The sequence below is a fragment of the Butyrivibrio sp. VCB2006 genome (assembly GCF_000420945.1).
Taxonomy (GTDB): domain Bacteria; phylum Bacillota; class Clostridia; order Lachnospirales; family Lachnospiraceae; genus Butyrivibrio.
The window spans coordinates 152757-176863 of the sequence record NZ_ATVX01000006.1; the positions used below are offsets into that span (position 1 = coordinate 152757).

Sequence of the window (24107 nt, forward strand, 5' to 3'; positions counted from 1 at the left end):
ATTAAAGTGCTCCTTTTGTGCTAAGTACATCAGTAATTCTAGGATCTATAGTTGTGGCCTCATCTAAAGCCTTCGCAAAGGCTTTGAAAAGAGCTTCAATCTTGTGATGATCGTTAAGACCGGTTAGAATCCTAAGATGCAAATTCATTCCGGCGCTATAAGATATTGCATAAAAGAACTCTCTTACCATCTGAGTATCAAAGTCTCCCACCATTGGAGATGTAAATTCTCCATCCATTACGAAATATGGTCGTCCACACAGGTCCACAGCGCACATGACTAAAGTCTCATCCATTGGAAGGATTATGCTTCCATAGCGCTTTATTCCCTTTTTGTCACCAAGGGCTTTGGCTATAGCCTGTCCAAGAACAATTCCTGTATCCTCAACGGTATGGTGGCAATCTACATTAAGATCTCCCTTAGCCTTAACATTAAGATCAAATAAACCATGTCTTGTAAAGCCTTCAAGCATGTGGTCAAAGAATCCATTTCCGGTTTCTATGTTTCCTACACCAGAACCATCAATTTTAAAAGAGATTGCAATATCAGTTTCCTTTGTTTTTCTTGCAACTTCTGCAAATCGTCCATCCATAAGTTGTGTCTCCTTAAATTAACCTTACAAAATCTTGTTAAATTAATCTTATAAAAATTAAATAACTTGCAGTTTATAATCAGTTTAGAAAGTTAACTTGCAATTTTAAAATAATTCTTTTAAATCACATCTGCTATTAAACGTCATTTAATATATCGCATTATATGATAACATTTATATTTTTACTCAAATCTCACAGCAATTGAATTAGCATGTGCAGTTAACCCCTCTTCTTTGGCAAAAAGCTCAATATCCTGGTGAACTTTGGCAAGAGCTTCTCTTGAATATGAAATAATGCTGCTCTTTTTTACGAAGTCGTCAACATTTAAAGGCGAGAAGAATCTTGCAGTTCTGTTTGTCGGAAGGATATGATTTGGTCCTGCATAGTAATCTCCAAGAGGTTCTGAAGAATACTCACCAAGGAATATCGCACCGGCATTTTTTATTTTGGTCATAGTCTCGTAGGGATTTACAGTGATAATTTCAAGGTGCTCAGAAGCAACAGCATTTGCAGCATCTATTGCATCTTCCATACTATCCGCTATAAAAATATAACCATAATTTTCCAATGACTTCCTGATGATATCCGCTCTGGAAAGAGTCTTGAGAAATTCATCAATTTCTTTGGATACTTCCTCTGCAAGTCTCTTGGAAGTGGTAACTAAAATTGCGCTTGCAAGTTCATCATGTTCTGCCTGTGAAAGTAGATCAGCCGCAACGTATCTGGCGTTGGCACTATCATCTGCAAGAACAAGAATCTCACTGGGACCAGCAATAGAATCAATGGAAACATATCCAAAGCATGCCTTCTTGGCAAGGGCAACAAATATATTACCGGGACCTGTTATCTTGTCTACCTTAGGAATACTCTCAGTTCCAAAAGCCATAGCAGCAATTGCCTGTGCTCCGCCTACTTTATAAACCTCGTCTACTCCGGCTATATCAGCTGCAACCAAAGTTCCAGGATTAACACAACCATCTGCACCAGGAGGTGTACACATAACAATTCTCTCCACACCTGCAACTTTGGCAGGAACAACATTCATAAGAACACTGGAAGGATAAGCTGCCTTTCCGCCGGGTACATAAACACCTGATATTTCGATTGGAATAATTCTCTGGCCAAGGATGCTTCCATCTTCCCTTGTTTCAATCCAGGTATTTCTCTTTTGCTTTTCGTGAAATACTCTGATATTCTCCGCACTTTTTTTCATCACTTCAACAAATTCTGGAGAAAGTTTTGCATAAGCAGCCTCAATTTCATCTCTTGTAACTTTAACCTTGGATGCATCAAGCTCACACTTATCAAACTTAAACGTATATTCAAAAAGTGCCTTATCTCCGTTGGTTCTTACATTATCAATTATTTCATTTACGGTATTTTCATACTGAGTGTAGCTTCCGGGATTTCTTCCAAGTAGATTACCAAGAAGCTCCTGTTTATTTTTATCATTAAGCTCTAAAGTTCTCATTTAAACTAAATTCTCCTTCATGTCATTAATAAGTTTTCTGATTCGCTCAGTTTCCATCTGCATACTAACCTGATTAACAATCATTCTTGCAGATAATGGACAAATTTCTTCCAGGACTTCAAGACCATTTTCTCTAAGTGTTGAACCGGTCTCAACAATATCAACAATAACATCTGATAGGTTTACAATAGGCCCCAGTTCTACAGAGCCGTTAAGTTTTATGATATCTACAGTCTGATGTTTCTTGTTAAAGAAATAGTCTTTAGCTATATTGGGATATTTACTTGCAACTCTGATCATTTCACGATGGGCAAGGAGTTCCTTGGCTTCATGAGGTCCGCATACACACATTCTGCATTTGCCAAAGCCAAGGTTCAAAACCTCATATACTCTTCTGTTTTCCTCAAGGATAGTATCAGCGCCAACAATACCAATATCTGCAGCACCATATTCTACGTAAGTAGGTACATCAGGCCCCTTTGCCAAAAAGAACTTAAGCTTAAGCTCCTCATTGGTAAATATAAGTTTTCTTGTCTTCTTATCCAATATCTCTTCACAGGAAATACCGCATTTATTAAGGAGTTCCATTGTGGAATCCACCAGTCTTCCTTTTCCGAGAGCAAATGTTAAATATCTCATAAATCCTCCGTTACTGGGCCTTAAGTACTACGTTCTTGCCGCTTTGTCTAAGCTCACTGGCTTTCTTAAGCGCATTCTCAAAATTATCTTTAGTATAGGTTACAGTTTCAATTTCAGAGAGGTTTCCGGCTCCGATATCCTGCCTGTATAAAGCTGACATAAGATCATCGATTACAATTGAAAAGCCAATTGATGGAGCATCCTTACCATATTTGCCAAGAAGATTGTCATATCTTCCTCCCTTGGCAATAGCATCACCTACGCCATAGGTATAAGCACTAAAAATAACACCAGTATAGTAATTAAACCTGCTCAGTATACCAAGATCAAAGGATACATATTTTTCAACGCCATAGAAGGTTAATACATTATAAAGCTCTTTGAGCCTTTTAACTGCAGCAATAGATCTTTCGTTGGTTACCTGCCCCATAGCTTTATCTAAAGCGTCATCCGAACCAATAAACTCAGAAACCTTAACAATAAGATCAATATACTTATCAGGGATATTCTTTTCCCTCATTATGGACTCTGCAGCAAAATAGTTTTTACCTATGATCTGTTCCCTTATTTCCTCTTCGGTTTCAGGAGTGATATTAGCATCCTCGCAGATTCCCTTATAATAATCCGCGTCTCCAACACTGATCTGAAAATCCTTAAGGCCGCTGCATTTAAGAGTTTCGATCAAAAGAGCTATAATCTCTGCATCAGCGTATACAGAAGGATCATTCATAAGCTCTACGCCTATGTTATAGTTTTCCTTAAGCTTACCTTGAAGATTGGATACATTAAGAAAAGAATTGCCTTCATAGCAGACTCTAATAGGATCACCATTTTCAAGCATTACCTTGGAGGCACATCTTGCAATTGAAGGTGTAAAGTCAGGCCTAAGGACCAGCGTATTTCCTTCCGTATCAAAAAACTTATAAAGCTGTTTGGTATCAGAAGCATTGATTTCTTCTGCAAAGACATCGAAGAACTCAAAGGTAGGTGTCTCGATATCCTGATAGCCAAAGCTTTTCATCTTATCATGGATCTTACCTGTAATATATTTTCTATCACTGCACTCCTTGCCATAGATATCTCTTACTCCGTCAGGAGTATGCAAAAGAATTTTACTCATAAACACCTCTTAATCTGTTTGAAGTAGCACTTTATTGCTGCGCAGTGCTACCTTGCTAATTTGGTATCATAGTAAAAAGTGTAACCTATAACAAAAACCATGTCAATCAAAAAAATTATCTTTCATCCAGGTCCTTTTGAATCAGGTCCAAATATGGAATGAGAATACCGTTCTCCCCGGGAGAGTTGATTACATAATCATCGGATAGCTCATCTCTTCTAAAGCTTTTTCTGCCGCCATTTTCAGCTCTTTTCCTAAATTCTTTAAGCTTTCTGAAGGGCAAATAATAAAATTCATTAAGTGAAGTAAAATAAATGAGAAAAAACGCGATTCCATCCTGTTTTTCAAAGTCTTCCATGAATCTGACCTGATGAGGATGGATATTTTCGAGAGTAAAAGTTGTAGAGGCACATTCTTTTGCATCGAAACAGACAGGAATTCCCTGCACTGCCCCTATGTAATCTACGGTACTCTTTTGATCAAAGTACGCCAGAGTAATGTGCCTTGTTTCCTTTTCTATATTGATGGGTGTAATAGGAGTTGGAATTTTCTGAATAAGAGCAAGCTCCAGTTCCTGATAGCGTTCATTGGAACGATTAATTAGTTCCTCTAAAGTTGAACCACGTAGACCCCTTGATTTCCAAGTAGGCATGTTACCCCTTTCCGATAAGCTTCTCAAAAGTATCTGGAAGCTGACAGATAAATTCTTTTCCGGATATGTCACCAAGCTCCTTATCCAGGTTATCAGGTAAAACAAGTTTGTAGCTGTGAAGAAGCTGATAGTTAAGCCCCTTTATGGGTTTACCACCATATTTAACATCTCCGATAATAGGATGTCCAATGCTCTGAAGGTGAGCCCTGATCTGATGAGGCTTACCGGTGATAAGCTTTACCTCCAAAAGAGTCATATCGCTATCTTCATAATATTTAACCGGAGTATACTCTGTTTCTATATACGAATATCTATCATCTTGGGGATCAGTTTTCTTAACAAAAACCTTGTTTTTCTTTTCATCCTTATAAAGAAATCCCTTTAAAGATGAAGAATCGGTAATCCTGCCTGTGACTATTGTTCGATAGTACTTGTGAAGAGACCTGTCTTTAAGCATCTTATTCATTACTCTTGCTCCATATAAAGACTTGGCGCAGATAACAAGACCGCTGGTGTTACGGTCCAATCTATTGCAAATAGATGGTTTGTAAGTATCAAGCTCAGCAGGAGTAATATCTCCTTTTTCAAGCAAATATCCAATTAACCAGTCATTAAGGCTATTATCTTTGTATGTTGATTTTTGTGATAAAAGACCTGCAGGCTTATCTACAAAAAGAACATCCTGATTCTCATAAATAATATTTAAACTACCTATTTTTTTATACGATGTAATATAGCTTTGCGAAGCTATGCCAATACTCTTCTTTTCGTTATTAGAATTATTGTTAGTATCTTTTAAATCATTAATGACTTCAGAACTGATTCCTCTGAATTTATCCAAAGTCTCATCCGCAAAAAAGATGCATATCTTATCATCAAAAGATAACTTCTCGGTTCCTGAAGCCTTCTTCCCATTCAAAGTAATATTCTTTTTCCGTAGCATCTTGTAAATAAAGCCCATGGATGCATTTGGAAGATATGCTTTCAGAAAGCCGTCAAGCCTCTTATCTATCTCATTTTTACCAATTACAATTTCCTTCATAAATTCCTCATAACGATATGGACAAAAGAACTGCTGCAGGAGTCTGCACTGTTCCGGGAACCCAGTCATCTTCTATCTTAAACGGATCAATATTTTTATCGGCGCGAAGCTTTTCTAGCTGGTCAAGACGATCACAGAATTTACCTAAATCATCAAATACCTTGATGCTGTAGCTGGAATAACCACTTGCTGCCACCATCTTTTTTATATGCTTCTCGCAATCTAAAGTATCAAGATTCTTATCCGCCGAGTAACAGCAAATATTCTTATCAAGAACTGTAGAAGCATTAACATAAAAATTCTTGTCGTATGAAGTAATAATGTGGTCATAATGAATAAGCAGGCTGCCTGCATGTTCAAGAATGGTCTTATGATCGGAATCACTGCACTCCTTAGCCTTAAGGAGCATAATCATATTTACTGCGCTCCAGCCTGTAGGAAGGCATCCAAGGGCTGCAATAATACTAAAAACGCTTTTCTGGGAATGATGAATCAAAAGACCTACAAGAAAAATGCCCACAGTAATTGCAAGACAGACAACTGTCCTTATAACCGCAACCTTTCTTCCATGTTTAATATATCCAAAATCCCCTTTGTAAACTCTTTTCATAACTATAAATCAAACTCCTAACTGCTTTAATTCGTCCTCTGTAAGCGGTCTATAATCACCGGGCTCAAGACTTTCATCCAGAACAAGTGGGCCCATGGACAAACGCTTCAGGAAAAGAACTTCATTTCCAACCGCTTCCATCATTCTCTTAACCTGATGGAATCTGCCTTCATGAATTATCAAATGAACCACTGGTCTGCCTTCCTTGTCGCAGTCTTTAATTTCAACCTTGGCAGGAAGCGTATAATCAATTTCGCCGTTATCCTTGGTATCGCCGATATTAACCCCTTTTTCCAAAGAAGCTATATCCTTGTCAGAAAGCTCATGATCAAGATGCACTTCGTAAACCTTGTCCACGTGCTTTTTAGGAGAAAGAAGCCTATGAATAAGTCCTCCGTCGTCAGTTAAAAGAATAAGGCCTTCCGTATCTATATCAAGGCGCCCTGCCGGACTAAGTCCCTTTACGTTCTCGTCCTGTAGAAGATCCAGGACCGTAGTATTCTTACCATCTGTAGTGGCAGAAACGACGCCCTGTGGCTTATAAAGCATAAAGTAATGAAATTTACTATATCCAAGAACATTTCCGTCAAAAGATATCTCATCAGTATTTTCATCTACATGGATATCAGCTTTGGATACAACAACTCCGTTTACACTGCATCTTCCATTCTTAACATATTCTTTTATCTGCTTACGGGTACCGATATCAAAAAGTCCCAAAAATTTATCTAGTCTCAATAGCTACCTCATTACTTTGTTTAAATAATTCATAATTGTTATACGCTCTGCAGACAATTCTTGATGAAGTAACGCCTGCAGGTATATTGATATTAAATGACTGGGTATTCTTGGTCCTATCCCACATCTGCAAGGTGCTGAAGGTTACACCACCATCATAGCTGTAAGAGAAGTAAATAATAGGACTCTGAGAATCCTTGGTAGTCATTTCTACAAGAGCATTTCTGCTACCTGAGTCAAAAGCAAGTACTTTTATCTGGCAGGTATCAGGATCTGTAGAATCATGCCATACCTTATTGGCAGGCTTTTTTACTGATTTGTAAGTATAATTTGTAAAGTTATTGCCATTTACAGATGACTTTAGTTTAAAGTACTTGGCGACAGCGGTTGCATCAGCAACACCAAGTCTATTAATAAAGTCAGCATCTTTTAAGTACTGAACATCATATGCATGATCAAGATAACAATGCTCAATAATATCACAAGGGATTCCCCTTGTAACACACTGTCTGATTATTCCGTAATAGTCATTACCGGAGCTTCCAATCTTAGTCTTTACCCCCTTCTGATAAAGACCGAGGGCTGCAAGTTCATCGCTTTCAATCAGTCCAAAGGTCTGGCCCTTTTGATAATAGTTTCCAAAAGCAGATGTCCAGACTTCAGATCCATAAAAATTATGTTCAGAAGAAGCATTAAAATGGATGCTAAATACAAAATCCGCATTAATGCTCTTGGCAAACTTAGCTCTATCCTCAAGAGACACTATTGTATCCGTAGTTCTGGTAAGATACACAGTAACATTTTCATATTTTTCAAGCTCAGTTTTCATAGCTGATGCTACACGCATTGTCAGCTCTTTCTCAGAAAAACCGTTATACTGAGCTCCTAAATTCCTATCCCCGGTTCCACCATGCCCGGGATCAATAACTATAATATAGTTCTTGGTCGCTGCCTCAGCACAAATACTGCCACCGCCTACCCAAAGAGCACTGCATACTGATAAAAACAATATCATAAGAAAAGACAATACTTTTTTCATAACGCCCTCACAAAAAATAAAAGTCATTGAATAAAAGTAAAGCTGCCGCGGTCTGCGACAGCTTATAAATCTGTTAATTAAGCATATCCAAATTCAAAGCAGCCGGTTCTGGCAATTCACCAGTAGCTTCAGTTGGCATATTTGCTGCAACATCTGTCTTCATAACTTCCGGTGGCCTTAAATCTGATCTGTTTGATCTGACAACTTCACTGTACTGTGTCAGAGCTGAAAGAATACTGTCATTACTCTGGTTAACAGAATTGATCATATTCTCACTGTTCTGTTTGATAGATGCAATTATGTCGTCATTGTTCTTGCTGGTTGCATCGATAGACTGAGAAATAATGTCCTCTACACCTGCAAGAAGCTGGTCTGTATACTGAACAGCTGCAGCCTTCATATCATTGGCTTCAAGCATTGCTCTGTCAAGAATCTCCTTGGCCTGGGCAGCTGCCTGAGATACTACCTCATTAGCCTGTGCGTAGGCCTGTTTCATAATCTCGTGTTCGTCAATAAGCTCATTGGTATGAGCTGTGGCTTCATCAATAAGATTCTGAGCTTTCTGCCTGGCATCATTAAGGATTGCTTCCTTATTGCTGATGATCTTCTGATATCTCTTAATCTCTTCAGGAGTCTTGCTGCGAAGCTCACGAAGGAGCTCGTCAATCTCCTCTTTATTAACAATAATCTTGGTCTGAGAAAGTGGCTGAGGCTTGCAGTTATCAATATATGTCTCTATTTCATCAATAAGCTGCTCAATCCTGCTTGTCATATAATTTATTCCCCCTACTTAAGCTTTTTTTCTATCATGTCCAAATTTGGTATATAAAGCATCTGCTACAAAATCAGGAACGCAAGGAGTAATATCCCCATTATAACTTGCGATTTCTTTTACAACAGAACTACTAAGATACGAATACTTAAGGTTCGTAGTTAAAAATACCGTATCAACCTCATTGTGAGAAAGTTCCCTGTTGGTCTGAGCTATTTGTAGTTCGTATTCGAAATCGGTAATAGCTCGAAGGCCTCTGACAACAATATGAATATTCTTATCTTTACAATAGTTGATAAGAAGTCCATCGAAAGACTCAATGATTACATTGTCCAGGTCTTTTACAGACTCTCTAATCATTTTAACACGTTCATCAAGCGTAAACAATGGAGTTTTCGCGGAATTGCACATTACAGCAACAATAACCGTGTCAAACATACGGGATGCACGCCTTATAATATCCAGATGGCCGTAAGTTACTGGATCGAAACTACCTGGGTAAACCGCAGTCTTCATAGTCACGCCTTTCTATAAACAAATACATGTTTATTTGATTTATACTCTTTCTCTCGCCTAACCTCAAATCCAAGATCATCGACAAAAGAAAAATCCATTTCCAGCGGGCTCTCAATAATAATCATAGTATGCTCGGTAACAAAGTTCATACCTGAAAGCTGAGAAAGTGTTCGCTCGTAAAGATCTTCATGATAAGGAGGATCAATAAAAATAATGTCAGCCTCCTCTTCATGGATGTTTCTAAGGCCAATTACCACATCCTGCTTAAGAACCGTAGCTTCATCTTCAAAATGAGTAGTCTTAAGATTTGCGGTAATGCACTTATAGCTGCTCATGGAATTATCGATAAAATAAGCCTTCTTGGCACCTCTTGATAATGCTTCAATTCCAATGCCGCCACTTCCCGCATACAGATCAATAAATACCGATCCCGGCACCTGCATCTGAATCATATTAAACAGAGTTTCCTTGATTCTGTCCTGAGTAGGTCTTGTATCATTTCCCTCAGGAGTAACCAGTTTAAGTCTTCTTGCACTTCCTGCAATTACTCTCATAATCTCACCTTTGTTCCCTTTGTATCACGACTTGTAACCTTCAGATGGCCAAGCTCTAATGTCTTATCATTGTGCTCAATAGCCTTTTCTTCCATGTCATTAAGGTAAAAGACATCTCTAACATAGTCATTTTTGCCAAGTCTCATACCTCTTACGCCCACAGCAGCCTTCTTTTTCTCAGGAATTGTATCAACATAGAACCTGAGGAAGAAACCATCGTTAGATCTAAGTATTACAGTCTTTTGTGTATGGAGAACCTCAACATTAACAACTTCATCATCATCCATAAGCTTGGTCGCAGCAACGGTTCTCTTGGATACATCAAATTCTCCGCCATCAACAATCTTCATCATAGACATCTTGGTTGTAAAAAGAAGTCTGTAAAGATTGAGATCTGACTGGCTGGCAGCAAGGACAATTGTTTCCTTGGAAGTATCAAAATTACTGATATTATCGATAGGAACGCCCTTATCTCTCATTTTGCCCTGAGGAAGATCCATAGCCTTAACAGTATGGAGATTTCCTGTATTGGTAAAGAAGCATACCTTACCGGTATTCTTCATAACAAAAGAATACTTGAATTCAGCTTCTATTGTCTCTTTGTTCTTTTCATAGGTTCCGGCATCAATTGTCTTGGCATAACCAAATCTATCCATGATAAAGGCTACGTCCATCTCTTCAACCGGTTTTTCCTCATAAACAGCATTTTCTCTGTTATCTATAACTGTTTTTCTTGCTGCCTGGAATTCTTTTTTAATCTTGTTAAGATCAGACTGGATTACCATGGCCATAGAGTCATGATTTTCAAGAATATCCTCATATTTGTAGATATTAGCAACAGTCTGCTCATGCTCTTTAACAAGAGCTTCAAGCTCAAGACCAATAAGTTTATAAAGTCTCATCTCCAAGATAGCATCAGCCTGTGCTTCAGTGAAAAGAAGCTGTGCAGCCATTGCCTTGGATTCTCTGGACTTAAAGTTGATGCCCTCTGTCTCGCCATTAACAAGACAGTTCTTGGCCATTGCTCTATCCTTGGAGCCACGAAGGATCTCAATTACAAGATCGATTACATTGCAGGCCTTGATAAGACCTTCCTGAATCTCTTTCTTGTCCTGTTCCTTTTTAAGTAGTGTAGTATATTTTCTTGTTGCTGTCTCAAACTGGAAGTCAGCGCAGGCACGCATGATCTCTCTAAGAGACATGGTCTCTGGTCTTCCATTATCAATAGCAAGCATGTTAACACCGAATGTATCTTCAAGCTTGGTCTTCTTGTAAAGAAGATTTGTAAAGTTCTCTACGTTAGTATCCTTTTTTAGCTCAATTACAATACGGATACCTTCCTTGGAAGACTGGTTGGAAATATCAACGATATCATTAGTGATCTTCTTTTCAGCAAGCTCAGCAACATCAGACATGAACTTACCAATTCCCATACCGATCATAGTATAAGGAATCTCAGTAATAACAAGGTTGATATGGCCATTTTTGCCCTTCTCGGTCTCAACCTTACCACGAATTCTGATCTTACCAACACCTGTCTCATAAATCTCAAGAAGCTCGTCCTTGTTGATGACGATACCACCAGTAGGGAAATCAGGTCCCTTGATATACTTCATAAGATCCTTGGTTGTAAGAGAATCATCCTGCATATAAGCAATCTCAGCATCAATAACCTCAGCAAGGTTGTGAGGTGGTGTGCTTGTTGCCATACCAACAGCAATACCCTCAGATCCGTTAATAAGGAAATTAGGTATCTTAACAGGGAGAACTGAAGGCTCTCTTTCTGTCTCATCAAAGTTGGGAACAAAATCTACAACATTCTTATCAAGATCCTCAAGAAAGTTCTCCTGAGTGATCTTGGATAATCTAGCCTCTGTATATCGCATAGCGGCATGAGAATCACCTTCAATATTACCGAAGTTACCATGTCCGTCAACAAGAGGAAGAATCTTTTTGAAGTCCTGAGTCATAACTACAAGACAGTCATAGATTGAGCTATCACCGTGAGGATGATATTTACCCATGGTATCGCCGACAATTCTGGCGCTCTTTCTGTATGGTCTGTCGTAGCGAAGTCCCAGTTCATACATGTCATATAAGGTTCTGCGCTGTACAGGCTTAAGTCCATCTCTGACATCAGGAAGTGCACGAGCTACAATTACGCTCATGGCATAGTCAATGAATGACTTCTGCATAATATCAGAGTATTCGGTTTTAATAATTCTATCTTCCATTTATTTTCCCCAAACAATTACTGGTATTCAAAATAGGCCTGGTACAAGCCTTAGATATCAAGCTCAGCATCTGTTGCATGCTGATGGATAAATTCTCTTCTAGGTGGTACGTCTACACCCATAAGAAGCTCAGTGATTTGTGATGCCATCTTGGCATCTTCGATTTCTACAGCCTTAAGTAGTCTTCTTTCAGGATCAAGCGTAGTCTCCCAAAGCTGCTGAGCATCCATCTCACCAAGACCCTTATATCTCTGAAGAGTAAAGCTTCCCTTGTGAGTTGCTCTATACTTGGCAAGCGCAGAATCATCATACAGATACTCTTCCTTGCCTCTTGCTGGCATAGCCTTATAAAGAGGAGGCATAGCCACATATACATGTCCCTGATAGATCAGTTCAGGCATAAATCTGTAGAACAACGTCAAAAGAAGTGTCGAAATATGCTCACCATCTACGTCCGCATCGGCCATGATAATAATCTTGTCATAGCGAAGTTTGCTTATATCAAAGTCATTGCCGTAGCCCTCTGAAAAGCCACATCCAAAGGCATTGATCATAGTCTTGATCTCAGCGTTGGCAAGAACTTTATCAATGCTGGCCTTCTCAACGTTAAGAATCTTACCTCTTATAGGAAGAATTGCCTGGAAGTTTCTGTCTCTTGCCATCTTGGCACTTCCACCCGCGGAATCACCCTCTACGATAAAGATTTCGCACTTAGAAGCGTCCTTGCTGATACAGTTTGCAAGCTTACCATTTGAATCAAAAGAATATTTCTGCTTGGTAAGCATATTAGTCTTAGCTTTTTCTTCAGTTTTCCTGATCTTGGCCGCTTTTTCAGCACAGCCGATAATCGCCTTAAGAGTTTCAAGATTTCTGTCAAAGAACCTTGTCATCTCATCATTGGTGATCTTGGAAACAACCTTTGTAGCGTCCTGATTATCAAGCTTGGTCTTGGTCTGGCCTTCAAATCTTGGATCAGGATGCTTAATAGAAATAACTGCAGTCATACCGTTTCGAACATCGGTACCAGTGAAGTTATTATCCTTTTCTTTTAATATATTAAGTTCCCTTGCGTACTGGTTGATAATGTTGGTAAACATTGTCTTGAAACCGGTAATATGGGTTCCGCCCTCAGCATTGTAGATATTATTACAAAAGCCGAGAACCTCTTCATGGAACTCATTGACATACTGGAAGGCAACCTCAACCTCTACGCCTTCACTTTCCCCGCTAAAAGAAACAACGTCATGAACAGCTTCCTTGGACTTGTTCATATCCTTGATAAAGCCGGTAATGCCGTCAGGCTCGTGAAATTCAATATATTCCTCTACTCCCGGTCTCTTATCCTGGAAAATTATGGTTAAAGAAGGATTAAGATAAGCTGTCTCATGAAGTCTTGACTTAATATCATCCTCTTTGAATCTTGTCTTTTCAAAGATTGTGTCATCCGGTAAAAAGTTGATTGTAGTACCGGTCTCTTTGGTGTTTCCTACAGGAGTAAGAAGACCATTTGCAAGCTTGGTTGTAGGTATACCTCTCTCATAGGAATCCTCATAAATAAATCCATCTTTTTTGATACGAACGCTCATCCTGGTTGAGAGCGCGTTAACAACTGATGAACCTACACCATGAAGTCCACCACTTGTCTTGTATGCATTATTATCAAATTTACCGCCGGCATGAAGCATAGTAAGAACTACACGCTCAGCTGTAATGCCCTTAGCGTGCATTCCTACAGGAATACCTCTACCGTTATCTTCTACTGTCGCTGAACCATCAGCCTCAAGAGTAACATGGATTTGTGTGCAGAAACCTGCCAGATGCTCATCCACAGCGTTATCAACTATCTCGTAAACAAGATGGTTGAGACCACGTGTGGTAACACTTCCAATGTACATACCCGGGCGCTTTCTTACTGCCTCAAGTCCCTCTAATACGGTAATACTGGAAGCATCATACTGTTCAAATGAAGCCATGCTAAAAACCCCTTTTTAAAACTTTTTTCATACAAATAATAATCTAAGTGAAGACTTAGAAATGGACCTTCCTGGTCACTGTAACAGCCAATGCACCGGGGCCGATATGACATGCAACGGAAAGAGACAAAGGATCCATGTTGATGCTGACACCAGGGAACGCCTCGTCAAGTTCCTTCTTCCATGCATTTGCAGATTCCAGATCCTTGGTATAAGCACAGGAAATCCAGAAATCTTTATTGTCCCATCCGCCAAATCTGTTCTCAATATCAGATTTGATGGCATTAATCATTATAGTCTTGCCCTGTGAGCTTGTTCTTGCCTTGGCAAAAGCATCAAGCTTCTCGCCCTGAATCTGAAGAACGGGCTTAAGGCGAAGAAGTGTTCCGAGAGCTGCAGCTGCGGGAGTAATTCTGCCTCCCTTTTTAAGATAATATAAAGTATCCAGCATAATATAGATACTGGATTCAAACTTATTATCCATGAGCTTTTTAACTATTTCCTCAGCAGAAAGACCTGCATCAGCCATAGCTTTGGCATCAAGAGCTGACTGTCTCTGTGTAACAGAAATACGCTGATTATCTACTACAAATACTTTTCCTTCGTATTCCTCATTGGCAATCATCATTGCACTCTGGCAGGAGCCTGAAAGTCCACTGCTCATAGGAATATAAATAATCTGATCATAGTCTGCCAGAGTCTTGTCCCACAATGTCATCAGCGAATCCGGTGATGGCTGACTGGTTGAAACGCTGGCATCCTCAGCAAGTTTATTATAAAACTCATCCTGTGTAAGGTTTATATCTTCAAAATAGTCTTCGTTATTGATTGTAAAAGGCATTGGAACAACAAAAACGCCAAGTTCACTAGCCTGTGATTGTGTTATTCCGCTGTTACTATCAGTTATAATTGCTATCTTAGACATCTTATCCCCTGTCCCGGCAAATGCCGATAATACACCTATTTTCATATTCAACTAAAGATATCTTACTTTTATAAAGTGGCAAAGTCAACCAAATTTGCAGATTTTGTGGCTATTTTATCTTTAAGCACACTATATTGTGGAAGTGACAATTCAGGATCGGAAGATAAAATTCTGTCCGCGTCCATAGCTGATTCTTTTACCAGATCCGCATCATGATATATATCTCCAAGCCTGAAATTCAAGTCTCCGCTTTGCCTAACGCCGAACAGATCCCCGGGCCCTCTTTGAAGAAGATCTTCTTCTGCTATTTTAAAACCGTCATTAGTTTTATTCATGATTTCAAGGCGCTTTTTGGCATCGTCTCCTTCAGAGGTATTAAGGAATATACAATAAGATTGATGCTTACCTCTTCCAACACGTCCCCTTAGCTGATGAAGCTGGGAAAGTCCGAATCTTTCAGCATTTTCAATCATCATTACTGTAGCATTCGGCACATTAATGCCAACCTCGATAACAGTTGTAGATACAAGAACATCAATATCTCTTCTGGCAAATGCCTCCATTATTGCATCCTTCTCTGCAGGCTTCATCTTTCCATGGAGCATTGCCACATTTATACTAGGTGGAAGATTATCTTTTAACACCTGAGTATAATCTGTAACATTTGTAACTCCATCCATTTCACCCTCTTCAATCATAGGGCAGATCACATAGGCCTGGCGTCCAGCTTCCACCTGATCTTTGATGAACTTATAAGCTGTTGGTCTATACTCTGTTCCTACAACGCAGTTCTTAATCGGAAGTCTTCCACCCGGAAGCTCATTGATAACAGATATATGAAGGTCTCCATAGAGAATGATTGCCAGTGTTCTGGGAATTGGAGTGGCACTCATAGCAAGTACATGAGTATTTAAGCCTTTTCCGGCAAGTGCTTCTCTCTGCCTTACGCCAAACCTGTGCTGCTCATCCGTTACAACTAAAGCCAGATTCTTATAATTTACCTTAGCCTGAATAAGCGCATTAGTTCCTATAATGCAGTTAGCTTCACCTTCACTTATCTGCCTTTGCGCTTCTTTCTTGTCCTTGGCGGAAAGAGCTCCCGTTAAAAGAACCGGCTTAAGATGCTGAATATTGTATTTCTCAATAAGCTCTTTAAAGCTTTCAAAATGTTGGGCAGCAAGAACTTCCGTTGGAGCCATAAGAGCTCCCTGATAACCATTGGCAGCCGCTGTTAAAAGAGCTAAAAGTGCAATTACAGTTTTACCGGAGCCCACGTCACCCTGAATTAGTCTGTTCATTACAGAACTTCCTGATATATCACTCAATATGTCATTCCAGGCGGCCATTTGGGCACCTGTCAGCTTATAAGGAAGCTGCTCTAACAACCTTCTAGTTTCGGATACCTCAACCATGGGGAAAGAATTAGAGATTTCCTCCTGTGTCATCTTAAGAAGACGAAGCTTAAGAACAAACAATAGGAACTCATCATAAGCAAGTCTCCTTCTGGCATCCTCAAGTCTTTTGTCATTCTCAGGAAAATGGATACATCTGAGAGCATCAAAATAGTTTATCAAAGAAAGTCTATCAAGAATATCTGAAGGAACATACTCATCAAGAGAACCAACGTTAATAAAAGCCTGTTCCATAGCCTTGGTAACAGCATTATTGGTAAGTCCCTTAACAAGAGGATACCTGGGCATGAGACGTCCAGAAAGCGACGCATACTCCTCCTGGGAATACATTTTAGGCTGATCCATTGTATAAAAAGAGCCCTTCTTTTGCACCATACCTCTGAATATATGTGTAGTTCCGCTTTTAAGAGAAGATGCAAGATACGGAGCATTGAAATATGTCATTTTAATCTTTCCTGTCTGATCTCCTGCTTCAAAGGCAATAATTGATAAATTACGAACTCTTCTTTTTACAATAGAACCAATGATGGTAAGCTTAACGGCATTCATCTGCCCCGGCCTTACATCGCAGGCTCTTACAGGCGCATCAAATCCATCGTAGCAACGAGGATAATAGGATAAAAGATCTCCCACTGTCCTCACACCACATTTTTCAAAAAGCTTAGATGTCTTTTCACCAACACCTTTTAAATTTGAAATATGCTCATTTAAATAGTTATTCCCCATAATTCCCCCGGAACTATTGTTATAAATAAAGCCGGGCCAAAATAGCCCGGCTCCAAAGTTTACAACTTATTCAGCAGAAACAATATAGTAATAAATTGGCTGACCGCCAAACTGAAGCTCAACATCACACTGAGAGAACTTCTCACTGATTCTGTCTCTCAAAGATTCAGCGTCTTTCTCATCAACGTCACTTCCGTAATAGATACTGATGAGCTCGCGATCCTCACTCATCATCTTATCAAGCATATCAAAGGTTACATCAGCAATCTCTCCGCCAACTGCAAGAATTCCGGCATCGCCGATTCCCATGTAGTCGCCCTGCTTGATCTCAACATCATCAATCTTGGTATCTCTTACAGCATAGGTAACTTCACCTGTGCTTACAGTTGAAAGAGATTCTGTCATAGCTGCTACGACGTCTCCAACTGGTGTCTCAGGTACATAGTTAATAATTGCTGTGATTCCCTGAGGAACTGTCTTACTTGGTACAACAACAATCTTCTTGCCATCCTCATTATCCTCAGACATAATAGCAGCCTGATTAGCAGCCAGGATAATGTTCTTATTATTAGGAAGAACAATAACAGTATCTGCATTAACCTTGTCTACTGCATCAAGAATATCTGCTGTACTAGGGTTCATGGTCTGACCACCCTCAATTACGTAGTCAACACCAAGACCTCTGAAGAGCTCAGCAAGTCCTGAACCAGCACAAACAGTAACGAATCCGATTTCCTTACGAGGCTCTGCAGGAGCTTCCACCTTCTTGTCGCCGAATTCAACAGGCTTTCCAAGTGGAATATCATCATCCTTGGAATATGTAGGTGTAAGTTCAGCGGCACCATTTATCTCTGTCTTAATCTCTGCCCAAGAGCCGTCATTATTCTCATGGAAGAGTTTCTCTCTGTGCTCCATTCTCATGTTGTCAATCTTCATATTAGAAAGCTGACCATACATAAGAGCTCTCTGTATAGCAAGTCCAGGATCATTTGAATGAACGTGAACCTTACAGATCTCATCATCTGCTACAAGAACAATACTATCTCCGATAGATTCAAGGAATCCCTTGAAATCAATTTCCTGCTTAACATTAAGAGGTTTATTAAGAAGAACAATAAACTCAGTACAATAACCGAATTTTATATCTTCTTCCTTGGCCTCTGCCTTGGTTCTGGCGCCGGGAGTAACCTGCTCTTCTGGAATAGAAAGGTCAATCTCTTTGCCAAGGAAACCATCAAGGGCTCCCTTCAGAACCTGCATAAGTCCCTGTCCACCTGAATCTACAACACCAGCCTGTTTAAGTACTGGAAGCATATCAGGAGTCTTGGCAAGAACTTCATCAGCGTACTTGATTACTTCCTCACCGAACTTCTCGATATCATTAACACCCTCTACTGAGAGTTCATGAGCCTTTTCAGCTGCACCCTTAGCTACAGTAAGAATTGTACCTTCCTTAGGCTTCATAACTGCCTTGTAAGCAGTCTCTACAGCCTTATCAAAAGCTTCTGCCAAAATCTTAACGTCAACTTCGTCGTGAGTCTTAACAACCTTGGTAAATCCTCTAAGAAGCTGGGATAAAATAACTCCCGAGTTACCTCTAGCTCCGCGAAGTGATCCGGATGAAATTGCCTTGCAGATAGCTTCCATGCTTGCACTCTCACCAAGTCCACTTACTTCCTTGGCTGCAGACATGATAGTCATCGTCATATTTGTGCCAGTATCGCCATCAGGAACAGGGAAAACATTAAGTTCATTGATCCATTCCTTTTTAGCCTCAAGGTTCTTGGCACCGGTCAAAAACATTTTTGACAGCATCTTAGCGTCAATAGCATTGTTACTCAAAATAAAATTCCTCCTAGAACTTGCAATCGAATTAGTCAATTACACGGACGCCTTCGATGTAGATATTGATCTTCTCGATTTCAAGCCCCGTAAATTCCTCTACCTTATATTTAACTGTATCAATAAGATTTTCTGACACAGCAGAAATGCTAACACCATAAGCTACTATAACATGGAAGTCAAGTCTTAACTTGTTATTATCATCAAGAGTTACATTGATGCCTCTGGTCATAGAGTCAAGCTTCAAGAGGCTTACAAGTCCGTCCTTGACATTAACATTTGCCATGCCGACTATTCCAAAACACTCCATGGCAACTGCGCCTGCGTACTGGGCAATAACTTCATTATCAATAGAAATATTTCCCATATGCGTATTCACTATAGAAGCCTTCATATAATTCCTCCTTAATAATGCCATTTTTTCGCATACATATAGTATTATAATAGCAGTTTTATAAAAAAACCACCATATTTTTTGAAATATTTGCTTGCATTATGAATTACTTTCTGCTAATATATCAATGTTGCGGATAAACACGCACGTTAGTTATTAGATTTAAACATTACATGGCTTATAAGGAGGTGTCAAAATGGCTAAATGTGATATTTGTGGCAAGGGCGTTCATTTCGGAAACAACGTAAGCCATTCTCATAGAAGATCTAATAGAGTTTGGAAGTCAAACGTTCAGCACGTTGCTTGTAAGGTTAATGGCTCTACTAAGAGAATGCACGTTTGCGCAAGCTGTCTTAGATCAAATAAAGTAGAAAGAGCTTAATCTACTGATTTGAATCAAAAAATTACCACCTGATAATTCAGGTGGTTTTTTTATGCTCAAAATTCGAATTAAATAAGATAAATACTTATCTTCTATTATCTTTTATCAAACAGAAAATCCAAACAAAGCAAGTTTAGATATTATAAGTTCCCTTATTATAATCCCCTCTTTTAATTTATCTTCAGGAGAAATCTTGGAAAGCTGCTCTATAGTATATACTTTTTCCTTAAAGCCCTTAGCCTGGTTATCCGGATTCTTGTACTGTGACACTCTTACTTTGGCCCTTAGCTGTTTGTAAATCCTATAATCATATTTTTCATTAGTAATATAAAAAAGATGACTTTCAAGAGTAGTATCATAATCAACATCATCTTTTATATATTTGGTTATGATAGTCTTGAATTTAAAAGGAACCATCTCATTATTAAGGAGCTCGTTATAATCATACCGGGCTCCAAAATAATATCTCTCTATGTCTTGCATGTAATACTTAAAATCGTCTTCGTTAACTATATTATTCATTCTGTTTCTTCTTATCTTCGCCGCTGTCCAAATCTTCTATATTGTCACCGCTAAACTTAATAGCGCTTCTAATCTTATCTTCATCCCAACCAGTCTCATCCATAAGCTCTTTGACAGAAACTTTTCTTCTAAGATCCTGGGCAAGTTCACTGGCCTTATCGGCAACTTCCTGAACAAGGTCAAGAACCTTCTTCTCTCCTGCGTCCTCTGCCAAATTATTTTCAATAACTGCCTCCATGGCGTCTAACATCAGTTTGTACAAAAAGCTCTCAACTTCAGAAGGCTCTCCCACTGCATCCAGCATAGTAACGCCCTTGGTAAGTGCAAAGTTTCCTTCACCGATAAGATCTTCCAAATATACGCCCTGTTCTGTATACATCTTGGCTACATCAACCACAAGGGGAAGATACATTTCAATAAGCTTATTCTGAGCATCCTTGTCTCCCGAAATAGCAGACATTGAAATTGCAGTCTTTTCTCCCTCATTATATGTCGGAAGTTCTTTTAAACTTTCAAGATAGGAATTAAGGTAGTTGTGCTCCTCATCTGTAAGCACTTCCTCATCAAAAACAGCCTCTTCGTCCACTCCGATTTTGTGGCTCTTTAAGTATTCAAATACCATTTCAAACTGCTTGTCATCAAGTTCAAGCTCTGCAAAAGCATCCCTAACCTGCTGGCTTGAGATGATATTTTTATTTTCTCTTGCGGTCCTTGTTACAAGCTTTAAAATTTCCGCAAATTCTTTTTCCTTATTATCAATATTTCCCATATATATTAAACTGTCATAAACCTTTCTGTTTTAATTAACATGCTGATGCGTAAAAAGATGATCCTGACAATACTCATAGTTACCGTTACACTTTGAGCAGAATCTAAACTCAAGATCAGGATTGGTTTCTTCAGTTCTTCCGCAAACAGCGCATTTATGTCTTGTTACGCCTCTCGGCATAATCTTGGCATTCTTTTGGAACTCAGTTCTTCTCTTAACTTCCTTAGGTTTAAATCTGAACAGTTTTCCAAGCTGCAAATAGAAAAGAAACAGATTCAGAAGCTGTGAACCAATAGCAAAGAAAATACTGTAGTTATGATTTATAAGTCCTGATACGCCTTCCCAAACAAGAAGTGCTCCATAGGCAATACCCATGTACTTAACCTTGATAGGAATAATAAACATCAAAAGAACCTGCACATTAGGATACAAAATCGCAAAAGCCAAAAATACAATCTGCTGGATGTAGTAAACATTAAAATATGATGATGTGTACAGCATCACCTCTGCAGCCTGAAGGGGCCAGAAAATGCTATAGATACCATAGGCAGCAAACGCACCTATTATCATCAGTATTATTCCGGAAAAGATAAACAGATTATATCTAAAGGTTCCTATGGTTCTCTCCATGTTGGAACCTACAAAATAATAGAAAATCAAAGTAATGATAACAAGAAGACTTACAGCGGTTGGCGGTATAATAAGCCATGAAACCAGTCTCCATACCTGTCCGTGAAGTATTCTCTCAGGATTAAGAGATAAATAATACGGAAGATTAAGGCTGGATGGAGCAAATCCCACAAGCACATATCCAATCGCATAAAGAGCTACGATATACATTGAAAGATTTGGAATCGCATACTTTCCAAATTTTCTTTCAAGATCGTTTATAAACTTATTCATTAATATACCTCTTTAAATTTTTTTGAAAACATCTGCTGTCACTGCAATCATAGGGATACTTGCCTTATCCCTATCCTCAAGATTACGAATCTGTCTTGCAGCCTCATAACCTTCGGTGTTAGGAGCCTGAATATCCATAAGTATAAAATCAAAATAATTCGCAGGTGCAGCCTTAATAATAGCAACAGCCTCTGAGCTGTCAGTAGCAATCTTTACTTCAAAACCGCTTTCCTTAAGCAGCCTGGCAGCAGCTACTCTGACATCTTCTATACTGTCAACTATTAGAATTCGCTTACCATAGAAATTATACTTCCCAATTGTGTCGATTATGTTTTCAGATGATGAATTTTTCAGATCATTTATAAATTCTCTGAATTTAATATTCTGATTATCGCTTAAATACTGGCCACTTTCAACACTGCTGAAGTCATGAATATCATCTATAAGCCATAAGAGATGCTCACAGGATTTGTTTACTCTGTCCAGGAAAGAAGTTGCATTTGGATCATCAACATGCTCATAGGCAATGTTAACATTTGCAGCAATACCTTCTACAGAGCCTCTCATGTCCTCAGACAATCTAGTCAGGAAAACAGTTTTAGATCTATTAGCATTTTCCATATCAATTCTTGCAGACTCTTTTTCTTTTAACACCTGAATAGATCTGGACTTATCCCTTACATGGAAAGCGACTATAAGAATAACTATTATGGTAACAAGTATAGTAACAATCCAAAGATTATCAATTAACTTGTCAATAAACGAAACTTTATAAAGCTTTTCCGAATATTGATAAGCTAGATTAAGGGCATAATCCTGCCCCAGAATACTGATGCCCCTGTTAAAGAGCTTTAACAGGCCTTCGTTACCAATCTTAACGCCAAAGCATCTGTTATCACTGTATGAAAGCTGCCTGAAGGAAAGCTTTCTGTAAGCTCTGTTTTTGAGAAGATCATTGGTTCTAAGGCCGTTAAGGGTTGTACATTTAACACTTCCGTCTGTTACAGCTTTAAGACAAGCCTCAGTAGAAGGATAAAAAGATATAGTAGATTCCGGATAATGGGTTTTGACATAGTAATACTGCATTTTATTGTTCTTATTAACTGCAAAATCAGAGATGGAGCTACTGATATACTTGTTGCTGTAAATAAGGTTTGTTATAGAAGACAGAACCGGGTTGGACAGGTTCATACCATCTTCCTCTGAGTAAAACAATCCTCCACCCACGGGAAAAGCTATATCTATAGCTTCATTACCAAGGGCAGTTGTCATATCATCATAATTGTCAAAGCCCGTATATGTTACTTCAAGATTGCTTATACCCAAGTTCTTAAGAAGCTCCGGAACAAGATCCGTAACAATGCCTTCTGCGCTGCCATCCTTGGAAGTATTACTGTAAGGAAGATAATTGTTAAGATATCCAACCTTTAAAGAAGTATTTGTATTAAGCCAATTTTTTTCAGTCTGAGTAAATGCTTTACTGGATAGGCTAACCGCAAAATACTTATTTTTAAGAAGACTTGTAAAATCAGGTTCCTCTATAAAAAGCTGATTTTGAGCCTCATTTAACTCTTTTAACAGATCAGGTTTATCCTTACTAACACATAAGTAATAATCAAGAGAAGCAAAGCTTGTCATGACTTCTGCATGACTTCTGCTGTAAGTGCCATCGGTTTCGCCGGCAATCACGTCCAGTTCTCCCTTGTCAAAAGCTGCATAAAGTTCATCATAATCATTAAAGGTAACAATATTAGCATTAACCTTATTTTCATCAAGATATATAACAAGAGAATCAAAAATGTTACTGTTAAGAACACCTATAGTTTTATTATTAAGTGTCGATGGCATGGATGTAATCGTGTTATCAGACTCATGCTTAATAAGACTATAGGTTTCTGATCCCATAGGTCTTGCAGGATAAAGCATAAGATCACTTCTATCCGGTGTATACGCCAGCCCGGCAATTACATCAACCTTGCCTTCAAGAAGCATCTGATAGGCAGATACAAAGTCTGCATAAACATACTCATACTCCCAGCCTGTATATTCTGAGATTTTACGATAGTACTCGTAGGCATAACCATTTTTAATGGCACCTTCAGACGCACCTTCTTCAAAGACCTCGTTCTCATAGTATCCTACTCGCACAGTCTTCTTATTATCACCGGATGCACTTGTAATTTTGGGAAAAGAAATTAAGCTGATTGCCATTGAAAGCATCAGCAGAAATATAAAGCCAATCCTTTTTTTCATGAAATACTCCGCCCCATAAATTTCAT

Annotated in this window: 23 protein-coding genes; 1 reads left to right on the forward strand and 22 read right to left on the reverse strand. The window is 38.9% G+C overall.

Annotated features, from left to right (window positions below; translation table 11 throughout):
• Position 1 precedes the first annotated feature (1 nt).
• The 18 genes from hisB to G613_RS0108030 all read right to left on the reverse strand — a co-directional run bounded on the left by hisB (position 2) and on the right by G613_RS0108030 (position 19252).
• Entirely contained in the window at positions 2-592 is a 591-nt protein-coding gene (gene hisB, locus G613_RS0107945; protein WP_029232159.1) for an imidazoleglycerol-phosphate dehydratase HisB, read from the reverse strand.
• A 182-nt stretch (positions 593-774) separates the two neighbouring features.
• Complete coding sequence (gene hisD, locus G613_RS0107950; RefSeq protein WP_029232160.1) at positions 775-2064, reverse strand: histidinol dehydrogenase; 1290 nt, start codon at positions 2062-2064, stop codon at positions 775-777.
• On the reverse strand, positions 2065-2703 hold the full coding sequence (gene hisG / locus G613_RS0107955) for an ATP phosphoribosyltransferase (RefSeq protein WP_029232161.1): 639 nt from the start codon (positions 2701-2703) through the stop codon (positions 2065-2067).
• A 10-nt stretch (positions 2704-2713) separates the two neighbouring features.
• Entirely contained in the window at positions 2714-3823 is a 1110-nt protein-coding gene (hisZ, locus tag G613_RS0107960) for an ATP phosphoribosyltransferase regulatory subunit (protein ID WP_029232162.1), read from the reverse strand.
• A gap of 115 nt (positions 3824-3938) precedes the next feature.
• Positions 3939-4475, reverse strand: a complete 537-nt coding sequence (locus G613_RS0107965) for a Holliday junction resolvase RecU (protein ID WP_029232163.1) — start codon at positions 4473-4475, stop codon at positions 3939-3941.
• Position 4476: 1 nt separating this feature from the next.
• Complete coding sequence (locus G613_RS0107970; RefSeq protein WP_029674685.1) at positions 4477-5517, reverse strand: RluA family pseudouridine synthase; 1041 nt, start codon at positions 5515-5517, stop codon at positions 4477-4479.
• 7 nt (positions 5518-5524) lie between these two features.
• Positions 5525-6127, reverse strand: coding sequence for a hypothetical protein (locus G613_RS0107975; protein WP_029232164.1), 603 nt, complete (start codon positions 6125-6127; stop codon positions 5525-5527).
• Positions 6128-6136: 9 nt separating this feature from the next.
• A complete protein-coding gene (locus tag G613_RS0107980) occupies positions 6137-6865 on the reverse strand; it encodes a pseudouridine synthase (RefSeq protein ID WP_029232165.1) in 729 nt (242 codons plus the stop codon).
• Complete coding sequence (locus G613_RS18590) at positions 6852-7904, reverse strand: N-acetylmuramoyl-L-alanine amidase family protein (protein ID WP_029232166.1); 1053 nt, start codon at positions 7902-7904, stop codon at positions 6852-6854. The genes G613_RS0107980 and G613_RS18590 overlap by 14 nt, the downstream gene beginning before the upstream one ends.
• Before the next feature lie 73 nt (positions 7905-7977).
• Positions 7978-8676, reverse strand: coding sequence for an ATPase (locus tag G613_RS0107990; protein WP_029232167.1), 699 nt, complete (start codon positions 8674-8676; stop codon positions 7978-7980).
• An 18-nt stretch (positions 8677-8694) separates the two neighbouring features.
• Positions 8695-9192 (reverse strand): pantetheine-phosphate adenylyltransferase, encoded by a 498-nt coding sequence (gene coaD / locus G613_RS0107995; RefSeq protein ID WP_029232168.1) that lies wholly within the window; start codon positions 9190-9192, stop codon positions 8695-8697.
• A gap of 2 nt (positions 9193-9194) precedes the next feature.
• Positions 9195-9746 carry a 16S rRNA (guanine(966)-N(2))-methyltransferase RsmD gene (gene rsmD / locus G613_RS0108000; protein ID WP_029232169.1) on the reverse strand — a complete coding sequence of 184 codons (552 nt, stop codon included), beginning with the start codon at positions 9744-9746 and terminating at the stop codon, positions 9195-9197.
• Positions 9743-11980 (reverse strand): DNA gyrase/topoisomerase IV subunit A, encoded by a 2238-nt coding sequence (locus G613_RS0108005; protein WP_029232170.1) that lies wholly within the window; start codon positions 11978-11980, stop codon positions 9743-9745. The genes rsmD and G613_RS0108005 overlap by 4 nt, the downstream gene beginning before the upstream one ends.
• Positions 11981-12030: 50 nt before the next feature.
• Positions 12031-13953, reverse strand: coding sequence for a DNA gyrase/topoisomerase IV subunit B (locus tag G613_RS0108010; protein ID WP_029232171.1), 1923 nt, complete (start codon positions 13951-13953; stop codon positions 12031-12033).
• A 55-nt stretch (positions 13954-14008) separates the two neighbouring features.
• Positions 14009-14878: a DegV family protein gene (locus G613_RS0108015; RefSeq protein ID WP_029232172.1), complete on the reverse strand. Its 870-nt coding sequence runs from the start codon at positions 14876-14878 to the stop codon at positions 14009-14011.
• A gap of 68 nt (positions 14879-14946) precedes the next feature.
• A complete protein-coding gene (recG, locus tag G613_RS0108020) occupies positions 14947-17016 on the reverse strand; it encodes an ATP-dependent DNA helicase RecG (protein WP_029232173.1) in 2070 nt (689 codons plus the stop codon).
• Between the two features lie 66 nt (positions 17017-17082).
• Positions 17083-18858: a DAK2 domain-containing protein gene (locus G613_RS0108025; RefSeq protein WP_029232174.1), complete on the reverse strand. Its 1776-nt coding sequence runs from the start codon at positions 18856-18858 to the stop codon at positions 17083-17085.
• 31 nt (positions 18859-18889) lie between these two features.
• Positions 18890-19252 (reverse strand): Asp23/Gls24 family envelope stress response protein, encoded by a 363-nt coding sequence (locus G613_RS0108030; RefSeq protein ID WP_029232175.1) that lies wholly within the window; start codon positions 19250-19252, stop codon positions 18890-18892.
• A gap of 196 nt (positions 19253-19448) precedes the next feature.
• Between G613_RS0108030 and rpmB the strand changes: the two genes are divergently transcribed.
• Positions 19449-19634 carry a 50S ribosomal protein L28 gene (rpmB, locus tag G613_RS0108035; protein WP_026487808.1) on the forward strand — a complete coding sequence of 62 codons (186 nt, stop codon included), beginning with the start codon at positions 19449-19451 and terminating at the stop codon, positions 19632-19634.
• A 105-nt stretch (positions 19635-19739) separates the two neighbouring features.
• Here rpmB and G613_RS0108040 read toward each other — a convergent pair whose 3' ends face one another.
• Genes G613_RS0108040 through G613_RS0108055 form a run of 4 tightly spaced genes read right to left on the reverse strand, consistent with a single transcriptional unit; the run spans position 19740 to position 24081 of the window.
• Positions 19740-20156 carry a hypothetical protein gene (locus tag G613_RS0108040; RefSeq protein ID WP_029232176.1) on the reverse strand — a complete coding sequence of 139 codons (417 nt, stop codon included), beginning with the start codon at positions 20154-20156 and terminating at the stop codon, positions 19740-19742.
• Positions 20149-20925, reverse strand: coding sequence for a hypothetical protein (locus tag G613_RS0108045; RefSeq protein WP_029232177.1), 777 nt, complete (start codon positions 20923-20925; stop codon positions 20149-20151). Before G613_RS0108045 ends, G613_RS0108040 begins: the two co-directional genes overlap by 8 nt.
• Positions 20926-20955: 30 nt before the next feature.
• Positions 20956-21828, reverse strand: coding sequence for a hypothetical protein (locus G613_RS0108050; RefSeq protein ID WP_029232178.1), 873 nt, complete (start codon positions 21826-21828; stop codon positions 20956-20958).
• Positions 21829-21840: 12 nt separating this feature from the next.
• Positions 21841-24081 (reverse strand): transporter substrate-binding domain-containing protein, encoded by a 2241-nt coding sequence (locus G613_RS0108055; protein WP_029232179.1) that lies wholly within the window; start codon positions 24079-24081, stop codon positions 21841-21843.
• Between the last annotated feature and the right edge of the window lie 26 nt (positions 24082-24107).